The sequence below is a fragment of the Micromonospora sp. GCM10011541 genome, from assembly GCF_042650725.1.
In the GTDB taxonomy this organism is placed as follows: domain Bacteria; phylum Actinomycetota; class Actinomycetes; order Mycobacteriales; family Micromonosporaceae; genus Micromonospora; species Micromonospora sicca.
This window is the reverse complement of the sequence record NZ_JBHSBP010000055.1, coordinates 419,287-435,221: the sequence shown is the minus strand read 5'-3', so window position 1 is coordinate 435,221 and position 15,935 is coordinate 419,287. Positions and strand designations below refer to the sequence as shown.

Annotated in this window: 14 protein-coding genes; 8 read left to right on the top strand and 6 right to left on the bottom strand. The window is 74.0% G+C overall.

The features are described 5' to 3' along the window. Positions 1-42 precede the first annotated feature (42 nt). Positions 43-453 carry a peptide-methionine (R)-S-oxide reductase MsrB gene (msrB, locus tag ACFOYX_RS24115; protein WP_109803237.1) on the top strand — a complete coding sequence of 137 codons (411 nt, stop codon included), beginning with the start codon at positions 43-45 and terminating at the stop codon, positions 451-453. Between the two features lie 12 nt (positions 454-465). On the opposite strand, the gene ACFOYX_RS24110 is transcribed toward msrB, so the two are convergent. Further along, complete coding sequence (locus ACFOYX_RS24110; RefSeq protein ID WP_109803238.1) at positions 466-741, bottom strand: isoamylase early set domain-containing protein; 276 nt, start codon at positions 739-741, stop codon at positions 466-468. 155 nt (positions 742-896) lie between these two features. Between ACFOYX_RS24110 and ACFOYX_RS24105 the strand changes: the two genes are divergently transcribed. The 3 genes from ACFOYX_RS24105 to ACFOYX_RS24095 all read left to right on the top strand — a co-directional run bounded on the left by ACFOYX_RS24105 (position 897) and on the right by ACFOYX_RS24095 (position 4,230). After that, positions 897-1,157 (top strand): Prokaryotic metallothionein, encoded by a 261-nt coding sequence (locus ACFOYX_RS24105; protein WP_322439163.1) that lies wholly within the window; start codon positions 897-899, stop codon positions 1,155-1,157. A gap of 236 nt (positions 1,158-1,393) precedes the next feature. After that, positions 1,394-1,849: a GNAT family N-acetyltransferase gene (locus ACFOYX_RS24100; RefSeq protein WP_322439164.1), complete on the top strand. Its 456-nt coding sequence runs from the start codon at positions 1,394-1,396 to the stop codon at positions 1,847-1,849. 59 nt (positions 1,850-1,908) lie between these two features. Continuing rightward, on the top strand, positions 1,909-4,230 hold the full coding sequence (locus ACFOYX_RS24095) for an N-acetylmuramoyl-L-alanine amidase (RefSeq protein ID WP_322439165.1): 2,322 nt from the start codon (positions 1,909-1,911) through the stop codon (positions 4,228-4,230). A gap of 61 nt (positions 4,231-4,291) precedes the next feature. Here ACFOYX_RS24095 and hemQ read toward each other — a convergent pair whose 3' ends face one another. The 3 genes from hemQ to hemE are packed head-to-tail and all read right to left on the bottom strand — an operon-like array spanning position 4,292 to position 7,502. Beyond that, positions 4,292-4,993 carry a hydrogen peroxide-dependent heme synthase gene (hemQ, locus tag ACFOYX_RS24090; RefSeq protein WP_109800031.1) on the bottom strand — a complete coding sequence of 234 codons (702 nt, stop codon included), beginning with the start codon at positions 4,991-4,993 and terminating at the stop codon, positions 4,292-4,294. Beyond that, complete coding sequence (gene hemG / locus ACFOYX_RS24085; RefSeq protein ID WP_322439266.1) at positions 4,990-6,399, bottom strand: protoporphyrinogen oxidase; 1,410 nt, start codon at positions 6,397-6,399, stop codon at positions 4,990-4,992. The genes hemQ and hemG overlap by 4 nt, the downstream gene beginning before the upstream one ends. Before the next feature lie 2 nt (positions 6,400-6,401). Further along, positions 6,402-7,502 (bottom strand): uroporphyrinogen decarboxylase, encoded by a 1,101-nt coding sequence (gene hemE / locus ACFOYX_RS24080; RefSeq protein ID WP_322439166.1) that lies wholly within the window; start codon positions 7,500-7,502, stop codon positions 6,402-6,404. Between the two features lie 179 nt (positions 7,503-7,681). Here hemE and ACFOYX_RS24075 point away from each other — a divergent pair, with 179 nt between their 5' ends. Beyond that, positions 7,682-8,254 carry a DUF3000 domain-containing protein gene (locus tag ACFOYX_RS24075; RefSeq protein ID WP_322439167.1) on the top strand — a complete coding sequence of 191 codons (573 nt, stop codon included), beginning with the start codon at positions 7,682-7,684 and terminating at the stop codon, positions 8,252-8,254. A 109-nt stretch (positions 8,255-8,363) separates the two neighbouring features. Here the strand turns inward: ACFOYX_RS24075 and ACFOYX_RS24070 are convergent, their stop codons facing one another. Together ACFOYX_RS24070 and ACFOYX_RS24065 are read right to left on the bottom strand one after the other, a co-directional pair. Then, positions 8,364-9,146: a hypothetical protein gene (locus ACFOYX_RS24070; RefSeq protein ID WP_322439168.1), complete on the bottom strand. Its 783-nt coding sequence runs from the start codon at positions 9,144-9,146 to the stop codon at positions 8,364-8,366. A 152-nt stretch (positions 9,147-9,298) separates the two neighbouring features. Beyond that, the gene (locus ACFOYX_RS24065; protein WP_377534396.1) at positions 9,299-10,450 is read right to left on the bottom strand and encodes a trypsin-like peptidase domain-containing protein; all 1,152 of its coding nucleotides are present in this window, start codon (positions 10,448-10,450) and stop codon (positions 9,299-9,301) included. Positions 10,451-11,041: 591 nt separating this feature from the next. On the opposite strand from ACFOYX_RS24065, the gene ACFOYX_RS24060 reads away from it, so the two are divergent. From ACFOYX_RS24060 to ACFOYX_RS24050, 3 genes are all read left to right on the top strand, one after another. Then, positions 11,042-12,364, top strand: a complete 1,323-nt coding sequence (locus ACFOYX_RS24060) for an HRDC domain-containing protein (protein ID WP_322439170.1) — start codon at positions 11,042-11,044, stop codon at positions 12,362-12,364. A 204-nt stretch (positions 12,365-12,568) separates the two neighbouring features. Beyond that, positions 12,569-13,765, top strand: a complete 1,197-nt coding sequence (locus ACFOYX_RS24055; protein ID WP_322439171.1) for an acetyl-CoA C-acyltransferase — start codon at positions 12,569-12,571, stop codon at positions 13,763-13,765. Next, positions 13,762-15,864 (top strand): 3-hydroxyacyl-CoA dehydrogenase NAD-binding domain-containing protein, encoded by a 2,103-nt coding sequence (locus tag ACFOYX_RS24050; protein WP_322439172.1) that lies wholly within the window; start codon positions 13,762-13,764, stop codon positions 15,862-15,864. The genes ACFOYX_RS24055 and ACFOYX_RS24050 overlap by 4 nt, the downstream gene beginning before the upstream one ends. Positions 15,865-15,935 lie beyond the last annotated feature (71 nt).

The window sequence follows — 15,935 nt, the reverse complement described above, 5'->3', positions numbered from 1 at the left end:
GACCATATGCGATGGCACCGACGCCCGGCGTACCGTTGAGCGGTGAGTCTTGACGAGAGCGAACTGCCCCGCACCGAGGACGAGTGGCGGGTCCGGCTGAGCCCCGAGGAGTTCCACGTGCTCCGCGAGCACGGCACCGAGCGGCCGTGGACCGGCGAGTACGTCGACACCAAGACCCCCGGCGTCTACCACTGCCGGGCCTGCGGCCTGGAGTTGTTCCGCAGCGACGCCAAGTTCGACTCGCACTGCGGCTGGCCGAGCTTCGACGACGCCATCCCGGGTGCGGTGAAGGAGATCCCGGACCGCACCATGGGCATGCTCCGCACGGAGATCCGCTGCGCCCGGTGCGACAGCCATCTGGGGCACGTCTTCGAGGGCGAGGGTTTCACCCCGAAGGACACCCGGCACTGCGTGAACTCGCTCTCCGTCCGACTGGAGCCGAAGGACGGCTGACCGGGTCGGCGCTCAGAGCACGAGGGTGCCGCCCTGGTCGTCCACCTGGTCGGCGGACTCGTCGTCGAGCCAGACGCCCCCGGTGGCGAGGTAGCGGAAGCGGTACTCACCGGGGCCGAGCCGGACGGTCACCGTCCGGGTGCCGTCGCGGCGGGTCACCAGCTCGTGCCGGCCGGGCTGCCAGTCGTTGAAGCAGCCGACGACGCTCACCGTGCCGGGCGGGGTGTCCCGGGGCAGGCAGAAGGTGACGCGGGTCTGGGTGCCGAAGAGCTTGTTGCGCTTGATCACGTGGTCCTCCGGGGTTCGAGGCGGTCACCTGGCCTAACGCGCGACACGCCGGGGGCGACTCGCCGTCGAGCCGGATCAGGTTCGCCCGTTTCGGTTACCCGGACGTGTCCGATGCCGGACGCTGGTGTGACGTGTCCGTATCGGGGGGTTTTGGAATGGCTACCTGCGAGGTCTGCGGTAACGACTACTGGGGGGCGTTCGAGGTGCGCACGGTCAGCGGAGACGTGCACATCTTCGACAGCTTCGAGTGCGCGATCCACAAGATGGCACCGATCTGCGAGCACTGCCAGATCAAGATCGTCGGTCACGGCGTCGAGGTCTCCGGCCGCTTCTTCTGCTGCGCGCACTGCGCCCGCACGGTGGAGGGCAAGGAGGGCGCCGAGATCCGCGACGCGGTGGGCGCCCGCCCCGCCTGAGCGGCGGATCCGGCCACCCGCACCGCCGGTTCCTGCGCCTCGCCGGCCGGGTGCCGTCCCGCCAGCCGGCCGCTGTCTCGACGAGCGATATGCCTGAGAGTCATATTCATGCCGCTCAGGCATATCGCTCGCAGCGGTGCTCTCCTCCGCAGGCACCACCTGCCGCCCACCGCCGACCTGGACGGAACCGCCACCGGCGGAAGGCGTCCGGCGGAGGGGCCCACTACCATCGCGGGATGCCCTCGCCGCCGCTCGACGTCCGGGTCGCCGCCTTCGCCGACCTGGACGCCCGTACCTTCCACGACCTGCTCCGGCTGCGCATCGACGTGTTCGTGGTGGAGCAGGCGTGCCCGTACCCGGAGCTGGACGGCCGGGACGTCGAGCCGGGCACCCGGCACGTGTGGCTTACCCGGGACGGCGACGTCGTGGCGTACCTGCGGATCCTGGCGGACCCGGGCGGCGTGGCGCGGATCGGCCGGGTCGTGGTGGCCCCGGCGGCCCGCGGTGGCGGCCTGGCCGGCCGGCTGATGACCGAGGCGCTCGCCCTGGTCGGCGACCGGCCGTGCGTGCTCGAGGCGCAGACCCACCTGGTCGATTTCTACGCCCGGCACGGCTTCACCGTCAGCGGCGCCGACTACGTCGAGGACGGCATCCCGCACACCCCGATGCGGCGGGTGGACCGGGCGGGGTAACGCCCCGGACATTGATTACGCTGAGCCCTCCAGTGAGATCATTCGGAGGGGACTCAACTGTGAGATTTACTGGGATCCGCTGGAACCGCCGGACGGCCGGCATCGGGGCGGCGATCGTCGCCACCGCCGTGGCCGGAACGGCCAGCCTGGCCGCCACCGCCGGCTTCGGCGAGGACGGCGCCGTGTGGGGCGAGGGGGACGGGCCGGTCAGCACCGCGCTGCACACCGTCGCCTTCCCGGCGGCGAACGGCCGCGAGGTGACGATCCCGAAGCGGGACACCGAACGGTTCGCCATGGTCGGTGTGACCTGGGCGAACCCGAACGTCGACTTCAAGGGCACCGTCGCCGTCCGGACCCACGCGGTGGACGGCGACTGGTCCGACTGGCGGCCGCTGGAACTCGACAACCACTTCGGTCCGGAGCCCGGTGCCGAGGCGACCGCCGGCAAGGCGCGCGGCGGCACGGATCCGCTCTGGGTCGGCCAGTCCGACGGGGTCGAGGTACGGGCCACGGCGGCCGGCGGCGCCACCAGCGACCAGCTCCCCGCCGGGCTGCGCCTGGAACTGGTCGACCCGGGCCTGACGAAGCGCCGCAAGGCCGGCGCGGCCGGCGTCGGGCACGTCCGGCCGGCGCGCCTCCAGCCGGTCGCCGAGGTGCGGGCCCTCGAGCCCACCCCGACCGACCCGGCCCCCACCGACACCGCGCCGACCGACCCGGCGCCGACCGATCCGCCGACCACGACCGCGCCGGCCGAGACCACCGCCCCGGCGCCGACCGAGACCACCGCGCCGCCGGCGGCGACCACCGCGCCCGCGCCGACCACCACGTCGGCCCCGGCGCCCACCACCACCGCGCCCACCGTGGCGCCCACCGCCACCGCCCCGGCGAACCCGATCCCGACGCCGAAGGTGGTCACCCGCGCGGAGTGGAAGGCCGACGAGTCGATCGTCACCGACCCGCCGACGTACGGGACCACGGTCAAGGCGTTCTTCGTGCACCACACCGCCGGCACCAACGACTACAGCTGCGCCGACTCGGCGGCCCTCGTCCGGGGCATCGAGATCTACCACGTCAAGAGCAACGGCTGGAACGACATCGGATACAACTTCCTCGTCGACAAGTGCGGGGTCGTCTTCGAGGGCCGCAAGGGCGGCATCGACAAGCCGGTGACCGGCGCGCACACCTACGGCTTCAACACCGACAACGCCGCGATCGCCGTACTCGGCACCTACATCAGCGCCGGCATCCCCACCGGCGTGCAGGACGTCGTCGCGCACGTCGCCGCGTACAAGCTCGGCGCGTACGGCAACGACCCGTTCGGCAAGGTCACCCTGACCTCCGGGGTGGAGGGCAAGTACCACCTGGGCGAGCAGGTGGTCTTCAACCGGATCTCCGGGCACCGGGACGCGGTGGCCACCGAATGCCCCGGCGACGCGCTCTACGCCCAGCTCGCGACCATCCGCGCCAAGGCGGCCACCACCGCCAACCTGCGCCTGACCGGCCTGACCGGCACCCTGAGCGGCACGACGTACTACACCAGGAGCACGTTCACCGCGTCCTGGACGACGATCACGCCGAGCAACCTGATCTCCCGCTTCGACGTGGTGGTGGACGGCACGGTCGTGGCCACCGCCGCCGGCACCGCCCGCTCGGCGTCGGTCACCGTCCCCGCGGGCACGCACACCGTGGTGGTGCGCGCCGCGCACAAGATCGGCCGGGTCAACGCGACCGCCGCGCAGGCGTTCGTCGTCGACACCGCCGCGCCGACCTTCCCGCAGGGACCCACCCTCGCCCTGCGGGCCGGTCAGGTGAGCGGCACGGTTGTGCCGGTGACGGTGAACTGGCGGGCGACGGACAACACCGGCGTCGGCTCGGTCCAGCTCACCGCCCCGATCAGCCGCACCTTCGCCGCCAGCGGCAGCTACGGCACCACCACCAAGCCGAGCGTCGCCACCGCCTGGTCGATGCGCGCCCAGGACTGGGCCGGCAACACCGCCACCACCTCGGCGAGCTGGACCCCGATCTTCCTCCCCGAGACCAAGGCCACCCGGACGGGCACCTGGTCGACCAGCACCGGCAGCTCCTACCTCGGTGGCTCGGCGCTGACCTCGACGGCCGCCAAGTCCTCGCTGACCTGGACCGTCACCGCCCGCTCGATCGCCTTCCTGGCGACCCGGACGTCGACCTCCGGCCAGGCGGAGATCTGGGTGGACGGCGTCAAGCAGACCACGGTGGACCTGCGCAACAGCACCACCGACTACCGCCGGGTGATGTGGACCAAGAGCTGGTCCAGCAGCGCGCGGCACACGGTGAAGATCGTCGTGGTGGGCACCTCGGGCCGACCCCGGGTCATCACCGACGGTCTCGTCTACATCGGCTGACCGGGAACGACGACGGGCCCCGGAGGGAACTCCGGGGCCCGTCTCGCGTGCCGGCCGGGATTCAGACCAGGCAGGTGACGATGTCGGCGATCGAGCGCCGGCGGCCGGTATAGAAGGGGATCTCCTCCCGGACGTGCCGCCGGGCGCCGGAGGCCCGCAGGTCGCGCATCAGGTCGACCATCCGGTGCAGCTCGTCGGCCTCGAAGGCGAGCATCCACTCGTAGTCACCGAGGGCGAACGAGGCGACCGTGTTGGCCCGCACGTCCGGGTAGCCGCGGGCCAGCCGGCCGTGCTCGGCGAGCATCTCCCGCCGCTCGGCGTCCGGCAGCAGGTACCACTCGTAGGAGCGGACGAACGGGTAGACGCAGAGGTAGGCGCGGGCCTCCTCGCCGGCCAGGAACGCCGGGATGTGGCTCTTGTTGAACTCCGCCGGCCGGTGCAGCGCCATCTGCGACCAGACCGGGGTGAGCGCCCGGCCCAGCGTGGTCCGCCGGAACCGCAGGTAGGCGTCCTGCAGGGCGTCGCTGGACGAGGAGTGCCACCAGATCAGCAGGTCGGCGTCGGCGCGCAGACCGGCGACGTCGTACGTGCCGCGGATCGTCACGTCCTTACCGGCCAGCTCCTCGAAGAGGGCCTCGACCTCGTCGATGACGTTCTCGCGCAGCGACGGGAGCGGGCTGGTGGCCCGGTACACCGACCACATGGTGTAACGGACGGTGGCGTTCAGCTCCTTGAGCCTGGCCGCGTTGGTCTGCTCGGTCATGAACCCGATCCTCCCAGGGCAGTGATGATCTCCTCGGCCGCGGTCTCGCCGGAGCGGACGCAGACCGGGATGCCGACGCCGTCGTAGCCGGCGCCGGCCAGGACCAGCGTGGGGTGGGCGGCGCGCAGCGCCGTCCGGGCCGCGGCCACCCGGTCGAGGTGACCGGGGGCGTACTGCGGCAGGGCGCCGCCCCACCGCTGCACGTGACTGGCGACCGGGGCGGGCAGCGGGCCGCCCAGCACCTTGGACAGCTCCCGGTGCACGGTGGCGACCAGGTCGTCGTCGGTCAGCTGCAGCGACGTCTCGTCGCCGTACCGGCCGACCGAGGCGCGGACCAGGGCGAGGCCGTCGGCCCGGCGCAGGTGCCCCCACTTGGTGGTGAAGAAGGTGGACGCCTTGATCAGCAGGCCCTCGGTGGCCGGCACCAGGAACCCGGAGAGTTCGGGCAGCTCCGGCTCGGGCAGGGCCATGGTGACCAGGGCGACGCTGGCGTAGTCGAGACCGCCGACGGCGGTGGCCACCGCGGGCGCCGGGCCGCCGAGCAGCCGGGCGGCCGGCCGGGCCGGCACCGCGAGCAGCACCGCGTCGGCCTCGACCAGCTCCGGGTCGCGGGTGGGGCCGATGGTCAGCGCCCAGCCGGTGGCCGTGCGGCGCAGCTCACGCACCGCCGCGTCCCGGCGGATCGTCGCGCCGCTGGCGGTCGCCGCCGCCTCGACCAGGGTGCTCAGCCCGCCGGCCAGGGTGCCGAAGACCGGCGCGCCGGGGGCGCGCGGCGCGGCGGCCTGGGCGGCCCGGACCGCGCCGACCAGGGTGTGCTCGACCCGGGCCGCCCGGGCCAGCGCCGGCATGGTGGTGACCAGGGAGAGGCCGTCGGCCCGGCCGGCGTACACGCCGCCGAGCATCGGGTCGACCAGCCGGTCGACCACCTGGTCGCCGAGGCGGTCGCGGACCAGCGCGCCGACCGCCACGTCCTCGTCCGGCCCGAGCAGCGGCCGGCCGTCGTCCCGGTCGGCGTCCGCGTCGGGTGTCGCCACCGCCGCCACCTTCGCCAGGTCTCCGGGTACGCCGACGAGCGTGCCGCCCGGGACGGGGCGGAGCCCGCCGTCCACGGCGAGCGCGGCCTGCCCGACGGTGGGGTGGACGATCGCGTCGGCCAGCCCGAGCCGGCGGACCAGGCGGACGGCGGCGGACTCCGCGCCGGCCGGGTCGCGCATCAGGAACGACTCCGCGCCGAACTCCACAGCCTGCCCGGCCAGCTCGCCGGTGCGCAGCTTGCCGCCGAGGGCGCCGGACTGCTCGTACACGGTGATCTCGGTGCCGGCGGGGGCGCGGTCGCGCAACCGGACGGCGGCGGCCAGCCCGGTGATCCCGCCACCGATTACCGCCACCCGCCACGGTTGCCGCACGGTCATCTCGCCTGCTCGACCGGCCGCGCGGAGAGGTCGTGCACCAGCGCGACCACCCGGGTCAGCACGTCGGGGTCGGTCTCCGGCAGCACGCCGTGGCCGAGGTTGAACACGTGACCGGGGGCGGCCCGCCCCTGGTCGAGAATCCGCCGCACCTCGGCCTCCACCACCGGCCAGGGGGCGAGCAGCACGCACGGGTCGAGGTTGCCCTGGACGGCCTTGTCCGGGCCGATCCGGCGGGTCGCGGCGTCGAGCGGGGTACGCCAGTCCACGCCGACCACGTCCGCGCCGGCCTCGCCCATCGCGCCGAGCAGTTCGCCGGTGCCCACCCCGAAGTGGATCCGCGGCACGCCCGCGTCGGCCAGCCCGGTGAGCACGGCCGTCGAGTGCGGCAGCACGTAGCGGCGGTAGTCGGCCTCCGACAGCGCGCCGGCCCACGAGTCGAACAGCTGCACCGCGGAGACCCCGGCGTCGACCTGCACCCGGAGGAAGGTGAGGGTCACCTCGGCCAGCCGGGCGCAGAGGGCGTGCCAGAGCTCCGGCTCGCCGTACATCAGGGCCTTGGTCCTGGCGTGGGTCCGCGACGGGCCGCCCTCGACCAGGTAGCTGGCCAGGGTGAACGGGGCGCCGGCGAAACCGATCAGCGGGGTGTCGCCCAGCTCCGTGACCAGCAGCCGGACCGCCTCGTCCACGTAGGACACGTCGTCGCGGTTGATCGGGCGGATCCGCTCGACGTCCTCGGCGGTGCGCACCGGCTCGGCGACGACCGGACCGGTGCCCGGCACGATGTCCAGGTCGACCCCGGCCGCGGCCACCGGGACGACGATGTCGCTGAACAGGATCGCCGCGTCCACCCCGTGCCGGCGGACCGGCTGGAGGGTGATCTCGGCGACCAGGTCCGGGCGGCGGCAGGACTCCAGCATCGCCACGCTGGCCCGGATCTCGCGGTACTCCGGCAGCGACCGGCCGGCCTGGCGCATGAACCAGACCGGGGTGTGCGGGCCGGGTTCACGGCGGCAGGCCCGGACGAAGGGGGAGTCGGCCGGCCCGCCGCGGCGGGGTTCTCCGTCTCGGGCGGCAGTGCCCGTGGTGTCGGTGGTCATCGCGGCAATCGTGCCACGGCACCGGGTGCGGCCAGCGGGCACCGCCGCCTTTTGTGACGAGGCCCGCGACGCCGGTTCGGGCCCACCGGGGATCGCCGGTCCCGCGCCCCGATGATCGTGACCGCCGCCCTCGGCGCGCCGTCCCGACGAGCGGGCGGGCGGCGGAATAGGCTGCCGGCATGGCCCCCCCGATCGCGCTCCCGGAAACCTTCGCCCGCGCGGTCGCCGGACTGCGGTCGGTCACTCCCCGGCCGGAGATCGTGCTGGAGGAGGTCGGGGCGCCGCAGCGGCTGGCCCCGTACGCGTTCGCGCTCTCCGCCGCGGTGCTGCGCGACGGCGACGAGGTGGCCACCGGGCGGTTGATCCTGCTGCACGACCCGGCCGGGCACGAGGCGTGGCAGGGCACCCTGCGGCTGGTCACCTACGTGACCGCCGAGCTGGAGGTGGATCTCGCCGCCGATCCGCTGCTGCCCGGGGTGGGCTGGACGTGGCTGACCGACGCGCTGGACGCGCAGCACGCCCGGCACCGGGCGATCGGCGGCACGGTCACCCAGACCCTGTCGACCCGGTTCGGGGAGCTGGCCGGGCCGCCCGCGGCCGGCGACATCGAGATCCGCGCCTCCTGGACACCGCTCGGCGTCGACCTGGCCGCGCACCTGCTCGGCTGGTGCGCCCTGTTGGCCTCGACCGCCGGCCTCCCGCCACCCGGCGTGACGGCGCTGCCGTCCCGCCGCCCCGCCGGCGCCGCCTGACTCCCCCCGGAACCCCGGGGTCGATCATGGAGTTGCGGCGCCCCGGTCGTGGCGCTCCGCCGCTTCCGGCGGGTGGCCACCACCCCATGATCGACACCCGGTGCGCGGGTCAGAGGTAGTTCTCGGCCTCGTCGCAGACCTTGTCCAGGCCCTTGCTGGCCTTGTCGAAGGCGGCCCGGTTGCCGGCCGACGCCGCGGCCATCGCCTGGGTCAGCTTGTCCAGGCAGGTGGCGATGACCTTCTTCTGCCGGGCCTGCTCGTCCCGGTCGTTCTTGGTGCCGGTCAGGTCCTGCTCGGTGTCGGCCAGCTTGTCCCGCACGGACTGGAGGTCGGTCTTGAGCTTCTCCATCTCCTGCTTGTTCGCCGCGATGGTGCCGTCCCGCTCGCTGACCTGGGCGGTGAGCTTCTTCTCGGTACGGTCCAGCTCGCCGCTCTTGGTGACGAACAGGCCGGTCATCACGCCGCCGAGGACGAAGAGCAGCCCCGCGACGACGGCGAGGATCAGCGTGGTGCGGCCCTTGCCGGCACCCCCGGCGGGGGCGCCGTAGGGCGGGGCCGAGCCGGGCGGGGCGGACATCGGCTGGCCGAAGCCCGGGCCGGAGACCGGCGGGGCGGACATCGGCGGCGCCGAGAACGGCTGCGGGTACGCCGGGGCGGACACCGGGGCGGAGCCCGGCGCGTACTGGCCGGGCACCGGCGGGGCGGACGCGGGCTGGGCCGGCTGCGGCACGGTCGGATCCGGCTGGGCCGGGCCGTACCCCTGCGGGGCGGGCTGGCCGTACCCCTGGGGTGCGGGCTGGCCGGCGCCGTACGGGTTGCCGTAGACGCCGCCGGCCGGCCGCTGCGGCGGGTAGGGCGGGTGGCCCTCCGGGCCGGTAGGTGGCTGGGACATGTCTTTTCCCTCCGGATTTGTGGTCCCCCGTGAGTGGCCCCGAAGGGCCGGGGTCTGCGGGTCGAGGCCGCCGTCGTCGGCCGCCACAGGTTCGACGGTGCGTGATGCGGTCAATGCCGGCCGGCGGGTCCTGGGCGCGGCCGGTCGTTCGGTCAGCAGAGCTTGAAGGTGTCGCAGGCGGTCTCGATCGGCACCGCGAGGCCGATCCCCTCGGCGTCCCGGGCCTTGGCGGTGGCGATACCGACGACCTCCTTCGAGCCGTTGATCACCGGGCCGCCCGAGTTGCCGGGGTTGATCGGCGCGTCGAACTGGATGACCGGACCGGACCCGTCCTCGTCCTTGCGGAAGGCGCTCACCACGCCGGTGGTCACGCTGTCCTGCAGGCCCAGCGGGGCGCCCACCACGACGATCTGCTGCCCGGACTTGACCGGCGTGCCGGCGGCGACCAGGCCGGTGAACTTGGCGGTGGTCCGCAGCTGGGCGATGTCCTTGGCCTTGTCGACCTTGACGATGGTGGCCTCGAAGCGCTGGTCGGTCCGCTCCAGGAAGACCTTCCGGCCGCCACCGTCGAACACCGACTCCACCACGTGGAAGTTGGTGAGCAGGGTGGTGCCACCGCCGGCGGCCGGCTTGCCGATCGCGAACGCGGTTCCGGTGAACTGGCCGGCCCGGACCCGGAACACGCTGGGCAGCACGGCGCTGGCCACGGCCTCCGGGTTGAACGCCGCCCCGGCCTCCTTCTCCAGCGCCTCCACGCGCTTGTCCAGGCCGTCCAGCCGGGTGCCGTCGGCCCGCTGCGCCTCGGCCAACCGGCGGTCGGTGGCGGCGAGCCGGTCGTCCAGCCGGTGCAGCTGGTACGCCTGCACGCCGGCGACGAGGGCCAGCACCGCGACGAGCGCGAGCGCCACCACGGGCAGTCGACGCCGCCGGTCGGCCCCGGCCGCGGGGACCGGCCACCCACCCGGGTACGCGGGCCCGGAAACCGGCTGCCCACCCGGATACGCCGGCCCCGACACGAGCTGCCCGCCCGGGTACGCCGGCCCGCCCGGGTACGCCGGTCCGGAGACCGGCTGCCCCACGGGATGGCCCGGCCCAACGCCCGGCTGCCCGGCGGCCCCCGGGCCGGTCGGGCTGCCCCACTGGCCGCTGTTCGGCGGCGCGGACCAGCCGGCCCGGGGCTCCGGGATGCTCGCCTGCCCGGACCCCGTCGGCCCGGTCTCGGCGGCAGGCGCGGCCGGTCCGAACCCGGCGTGCGGGGGCTGGCCGCCCGCCGCCGGCTGACCGGGGACGAAGGCGCCAGGCAGCGAGCCGGCCGGGGCGGCGAAGCCGGCGACCGGCGGGCCGGCGGGCGCGGGCGGGAACGCGGTGACCGGCGCGCCCGGTGGGGCCGGCGGGAAGCCGATGGCCGGCGCGGCCGGTTGGGCGGGCGGGAAGCCCGTCGCCGGCGCGCCCGGTGGGGTGGCGGGCGCGGGAGGGAAGGTGGCGGCCGGGGTCGGCGGCGCGGCGACGGCCGCCGGGTAGCCGGGAACGACCGGTCGGTGCGGCTCGATCCGCGGCGGCAGCGGGCCCGGCCGCTCCGTCTCCGGGCGTTCCGCGCGGCTGCCCTCGACGCCCTCGTCGGCGCCGTGTTCCGGCGTGCCGTCGCCCGACCCGTACCCAGCCGTCATGATCGCCACGTCCTCCCCGTAGACGCCCCTGCCGCGAGCCCGCCGAGGCCCTCGGCCCCCTCGGCGGCTCGATGGACCGTACCTGCGTGAACGCGGTTTGTCTCCCCCGATGTCCGACCCTGCCACGTGGGCGCCATCCGACCCCGCCACGACACCCGACGGCCACCGGATCGACACGCACCCGACCGGCTGCGCACACCGGATCCGGTCGCGCACTAGGGTTGTCAGGTGACCGACGAACCACCCCTGCGCCGTCGGCCCGCCGAAAGCCGTACCGGGGAGGCAGCTCAGCACCCGTCACCGGCCGCGCCGGAGCCGGTGGACGCGGGGACCGAACCCACCAACGGCGGGCCCGTACCGCTGACCGCGCCACGCGAGGGCACGCCCGCGCCGGTGGCCACCCCGAGCGAGCTCGACGAGGTCGTGGCCCGCTTCGCGGCGGGCACCGGACCGGTGGCCCTGGACGCCGAACGCGCCTCGGGGTACCGCTACAGCCAGCGCGCCTACCTGGTGCAACTGCGCCGGGCCGGCTCCGGCACGGCGCTGATCGATCCGCTGCCGCTGCCCGACCTGGCCGCCCTTGACGCGGCGATCGGCGGGGCCGAGTGGGTGCTCCACGCGGCCAGCCAGGATCTGGCCTGCCTGGCGGAGGTCGGGTTGCGTCCCCGACGGCTCTTCGACACCGAACTGGCCGCCCGGCTGGCCGGGTTCGAGCGGGTCGGCCTGGCCGCGCTGACCGAACAGCTGCTCGGCTACACCCTGGAGAAGCACCACTCGGCGGCGGACTGGTCCAGCCGGCCGTTGCCGGAGTCCTGGCTGACGTACGCGGCACTGGACGTGGAGATGCTGGTCGACCTGCGGGACGCCCTCGACGAGGAGCTGCGCCGGCAGGGCAAGTCGGCGTGGGCGGCGGAGGAGTTCGCCGCGCTGGTCCGCACCGGCGCCCGTCCGCCGCGGGTGCGCGCCGAGCCCTGGCGGCGTACCTCCGGCATCCACCGGGTCCGGGGCGCGCGGGCGCAGGCGCGGGTCCGTTCGCTCTGGTACGCCCGGGACCAGATCGCCGCCCGGCGGGACGCGGCCCCGGGCCGGGTGCTGCCCGACTCGGCCATCGTGGCCGCCGCCGAGCTGGACCCGAAGGACGAGAAGACCCTGCTCACCCTCCCCGGCTTCGGCGGGCGGTCGGTCCGTCGGCTCGCCCGGACCTGGCTGGCGGCCCTGGACGACGCCCGTGAGCTGCCGGAGGACGCGCTGCCGGCGGCCCCGACGGTGGAGGGTCCGCCGCCGCCGCATCGCTGGGCCGAGCGTGACCCGGTGGCGGCCGGCCGGCTGGCCCGCTGCCGGGAGGTGGTGGTCCGGATCGCCGGCGAGCACACCCTGCCCCCGGAGAACCTGATCGCCCCCGACTCGATCCGCCGGCTGGCCTGGCAGCCCCCGGAGGAGATCACTGACGACACGGTGGCGGAGACCCTGCGCGGCTTCAACGCCCGCGAATGGCAGATTGCCCTCCTCCTCCCCCACCTCACCGAGGCCCTCACCACCCCCACCTCCTGACCCCCACCGCCTTGCGCGTTGATCATGAAGTTGTTGTCACGACACGCCGTGGACTGACAACAACTTCATGCTCGACGCGAGCTTGGGCGGGGCGGCGGGCGAGGGGTTGGGGGGTGTGGGATGGGCCACATGGGGGGTGGTGTCGGGGTTGGTTACTGGCGAGTAGCATCCGAGGGAAATGCCAGTGCCGGCTAGGAGGCTCAAGTGCCCCGTGAAGTTCGAGATGTCGTCTTCGTCGACGGCGTCCGTACCCCGTTCGGCAAGGCGGGTGGCATGTACGCCAACACCCGCGCCGACGACCTGGTGATCCGCTGCATCCGTGAGCTGCTGCGCCGCAACCCGCAGCTGCCGCCGGAGCGGGTCGAGGAGGTCGCCATCGCCGCCACCACCCAGATCGGCGACCAGGGCCTGACCATCGGCCGCACCGCCGCCCTGCTGGCCGGCCTGCCCAAGACGGTCCCCGGCTTCGCCATCGACCGGATGTGCGCCGGCGCGATGACCGCCGTAACCACCGTCGCCAGCGGCATCGCCATGGGCGCGTACGACATCGCCATCGCCGGCGGTGTGGAGCACATGGGCCGCCACCCGATGGGTGAGGGCGTCGACCCCAACCCGCGGATCATCGCGGAGAAGCTGGTCGACCCGTCCGCCCTGGTCATGGGCGCCACCGCGGAGAACCTGCATGACCGGGTCCCGCACATCACCAAGGAGCGCACCGACGCGTTCGCGCTCGCCTCGCAGCAGAAGACCGCCAAGGCGTACGCCAACGGCGAGCTGCAGGACGACCTGGTGCCGGTCGCCATCCGCGACGAGGAGAACGGCTGGGGCCTGGCCACCGTGGACGAGGCTCCCCGGGACACCTCGCTGGAGAAGCTCGCCTCCCTGAAGACCCCGTTCCGCCCGCACGGCAAGGTCACCGCGGGCAACGCGGCCGGCCTGAACGACGGTGCCACGGCCAGCCTGCTCGCCTCCGAGGACGTCGCCCGCGAGCTGGGCCTCCCGGTCGCCATGCGGCTGGTGTCGTTCGGCTTCGTCGGCGTCGAGCCCGAGGTGATGGGCGTCGGCCCGATTCCGTCGACCGAGAAGGCGCTGCGGATCGCCGGCCTGACCATCGACGACATCGGCCTGTTCGAGCTGAACGAGGCGTTCGCCGTGCAGGTGCTCGCCTTCCTCGACCACTTCGGCATCGCCGACGACGACCCGCGGGTCAACCCGTGGGGCGGGGCGATCGCCATCGGTCACCCGCTGGCGTCCTCGGGCGTCCGGCTGATGACCCAGCTCGCCCGGCAGTTCGCCGAGCACCCCGAGGTTCGCTACGGCCTCACCGCCATGTGCATCGGCATCGGCATGGGCGGCACCGTGATCTGGGAGAACCCGCACTGGGAGGGTGGCAACAAGTGAGCACGCTCGCCGCACCGAACGAGGTCGTCACCAAGGCGCTGCTGCGTCAGGTGAACGTACCCGGCCTGGACCGGCCGGCCGCCCTGATCACGCTGGACAACGGCTTCGACCACACCAAGCCGAACACCTTCGGCCCGGCCGGCCTGACCAGCCTGGACGAGGCGATCACCGCCGCCCTCGCGGCGAACCCGGCGTTCATCGCGGTCACCGGCAAGCCGTACATCTTCTGCGTGGGCGCGGACATCGTCGGCCTGCCGGCGCTCGCCGACCGCGCGCAGGCGCTGGAGATCGGCCGGCTCGGCCACCGGGTCTTCGCCCGGCTCAAGGACAGCGAGATCCCGACCTTCGCCCTCGTCAACGGCGCGGCGATGGGCGGCGGCCTGGAGCTGGCCCTGCACTGCCACTACCGGACGCTGTCCGGTGGCGCGGCGGCCCTGGCGCTGCCCGAGGTGTCGCTCGGCCTGGTCCCCGGCTGGGGCGGCACCCAGCTGCTGCCGAACCTGATCGGCATCCCGGCCGCCACCCAGGTGGTCATCCAGAACCCGCTGATGCAGAACAAGATGCTCAAGCCGAAGCAGGCCGCCGAGATGGGCATCGCGGACGTGCTGCTGGAGCCGGCGGACTTCCTGGAGCGGTCCCTCGAGTGGGCGGCCGGCGTGGTCCGGGGCGAGGTCACCGTGACCCGGCCCGAGGTCGACAGGGACATGTGGGCGGGCGTGCTCTACTTCGCCCGGCAGACCCTCGACCAGCGGCTGCACGGCGCGGTTCCGGCCGCGTACAAGGCGCTGGACCTGCTGGAGACGGCCAAGGACGCCGACTTCGCCACCGGCACCGCCGCGGAGGACGAGGCCCTGGCCGACCTGGTCTTCTCCGAGGAGCTGCGCAGCGGCCTGTACGCCTTCGACCTGGTACAGCGGCGGGCCAAGCGGCCGGCCGGCGCGCCGGACAAGGGCCTGGCCCGCCCGGTCACCAAGGTGGGCATCGTCGGCGCCGGCCTGATGGCCAGCCAGCTCGCGCTGCTCTTCGCCCGCCGCCTCCAGGTGCCGGTCGTGATGACCGACCTGGACCAGTCGCGGGTGGACAAGGGCGTCGGCTACGTGCACACCCAGATCGAGAAGGCCGTCAGCAAGGGCCGGATGGACAAGGGCACCGCCGCCAAGCTGTACGGCCTGGTCAGCGGCTCCCCGAAGGCAGAGGCCTTCGCCGCGTCGACGCCGGGCCAGCTCACTTCGTTCGCTGACTGTGACTTCGTCATCGAGGCGGTCTTCGAGGACCTGAACGTCAAGAAGCAGGTCTGGGCCGAGCTGGAGAAGATCGTCAAGCCGGAGGCCGTGCTGGCGACGAACACCTCGTCGCTGTCGATCAGCGCGATGGCGGAGGAGCTGGAGCACCCGGAGCGGGTGGTCGGCTTCCACTTCTTCAACCCGGTCGCCGTGCTGCCGCTGCTGGAGATCGTCCGCGGTGAGCGGACCGACGACGTCGCCCTGGCCACCGCGTTCGCGGTGGGCAAGCAGCTGAAGAAGTCCTCGGTGCTGGTGAAGGACGCCCCGGCGTTCGTGGTCAACCGGCTCCTCACCCGCTTCCTCGGCACGGTCTTCGCCGCCGTCGACGCGGGCACCCCGCTGGACGTGGCGAACAGCGCGCTGGACCCACTGGGCCTGCCGATGCGCCCGCTCGCCCTGCTCCAGCTGGTCGGCCCGGCCGTGGCGTACCACGTGGGCGGCACCCTGCACGCGGCGTACCCGGACCGGTTCGGGGTCAGCGAGAACCTCAAGCGGATCGCCGACTCCGGCCAGCCGATCGTGGTCGACGACCAGATCAACGCCGACGTCGCCAAGCTGCTCGTGGTCGGCGACCAGCCGCTGACCGCCGAGCAGGTACGCCAGAACGCGCTCGACGCGCTGGCGCAGGAGATCCGGCTGATGCTCGACGAGGGCGTCGTCGCCGAGGCGCAGGACATCGACCTGTGCATGATCCTCGGCGCCGGCTGGCCGTTCCACCTGGGCGGCGTCACGCCGTACCTGGACCGGACCGGCACCTCCGAGCGGGTCACCGGCCGGCGGTTCCTGCCGCGCGGGGTCGCCAGCCTGCGCGCCTGACCCTCCCGCTCCCCCGCGATCGCGGTGGCCGGCCGTCCCTCCCGGACGGACCGGCCACCGCGATCGTCATT